This is a genomic window from Dellaglioa sp. CoH-57-MRSF-17, assembly GCF_056782015.1.
In genome coordinates this window covers 3,396-5,181 of record NZ_JBXAXY010000012.1, presented here as the reverse complement: position 1 = coordinate 5,181, position 1,786 = coordinate 3,396, and the positions used below count along the sequence as shown (strand labels likewise).

Sequence of the window (1,786 nt, the reverse complement as noted above, 5' to 3'; positions counted from 1 at the left end):
TTGATATGATATAAAAGTTGTCAAAAGCAACCAAGTAGATCTTTGAAAACTGAACAAATTTTCGACAAATCAAATGTGTAGGGTCTCTTAACTAAGAGTTAAGAGCAAACATTTGCGAAGTCAATTCGCTAGTTTCAAAAAGTAACAAAACAATAAGAGCAATCAACTTTTTATATGAGAGTTTGATCCTGGCTCAGGATGAACGCTGGCGGCGTGCCTAATACATGCAAGTCGAACGCATTATCTTCACCGAGTGCTTGCACTCACCGAAGATAATGAGTGGCGAACGGGTGAGTAACACGTGGGTAACCTGCCCAAAAGAGGGGGATAACACTTGGAAACAGGTGCTAATACCGCATAATTTGTTAAACCGCATGGTTTGATAATGAAAGACGGCGTAAGCTGTCACTTTTGGATGGACCCGCGGCGTATTAGCTAGTTGGTGAGGTAAAGGCCCACCAAGGCAATGATACGTAGCCGACCTGAGAGGGTGATCGGCCACATTGGGACTGAGACACGGCCCAAACTCCTACGGGAGGCAGCAGTAGGGAATCTTCCACAATGGACGAAAGTCTGATGGAGCAACGCCGCGTGAGTGAAGAAGGTTTTCGGATCGTAAAGCTCTGTTGTTAGAGAAGAATGTAGGTAAGAGTAACTGTTTACCTAGTGACGGTATCTAACCAGAAAGCCACGGCTAACTACGTGCCAGCAGCCGCGGTAATACGTAGGTGGCAAGCGTTATCCGGATTTATTGGGCGTAAAGCGAACGCAGGCGGTTTTTTAAGTCTGATGTGAAAGCCTTCGGCTCAACCGAAGAAATGCATTGGAAACTGGATAACTTGAGTGCAGAAGAGGAGAGTGGAACACCATGTGTAGCGGTGAAATGCGTAGATATATGGTAGAACACCAGTGGCGAAAGCGGCTCTCTGGTCTGTAACTGACGCTGAGGTTCGAAAGCATGGGTAGCAAACAGGATTAGATACCCTGGTAGTCCATGCCGTAAACGATGAGTGCTAAGTGTTGGAGGGTTTCCGCCCTTCAGTGCTGCAGCTAACGCATTAAGCACTCCGCCTGGGGAGTACGACCGCAAGGTTGAAACTCAAAGGAATTGACGGGGGCCCGCACAAGCGGTGGAGCATGTGGTTTAATTCGAAGCAACGCGAAGAACCTTACCAGGTCTTGACATCTTCTGACAAACCTAGAGATAGGCCGTTCCCTTCGGGGACAGAATGACAGGTGGTGCATGGTTGTCGTCAGCTCGTGTCGTGAGATGTTGGGTTAAGTCCCGCAACGAGCGCAACCCTTATTATTAGTTGCCAGCATTTAGTTGGGCACTCTAATGAGACTGCCGGTGACAAACCGGAGGAAGGTGGGGATGACGTCAAATCATCATGCCCCTTATGACCTGGGCTACACACGTGCTACAATGGACGGTACAACGAGTTGCGAGACCGCGAGGTTAAGCTAATCTCTTAAAGCCGTTCTCAGTTCGGATTGTAGGCTGCAACTCGCCTACATGAAGTTGGAATCGCTAGTAATCGCGGATCAGAATGCCGCGGTGAATACGTTCCCGGGCCTTGTACACACCGCCCGTCACACCATGAGAGTTTGTAACACCCAAAGCCGGTGAGGTAACCTTTTAGGAGCCAGCCGTCTAAGGTGGGACAGATGATTAGGGTGAAGTCGTAACAAGGTAGCCGTAGGAGAACCTGCGGCTGGATCACCTCCTTTCTAAGGAATATTACGGAAACCTACACACTTGTCGAAAATTTGTTTAGTTTTGAGG

At 48.5% G+C, this 1,786-nt stretch carries 1 rRNA gene; it reads left to right on the top strand.

From position 1 onward, the window contains the following. The first annotated feature begins 170 nt into the window (after positions 1-170). Positions 171-1,731: ribosomal RNA gene (locus tag AC1RPJ_RS07515) — 16S ribosomal RNA — on the top strand. Positions 1,732-1,786 lie beyond the last annotated feature (55 nt).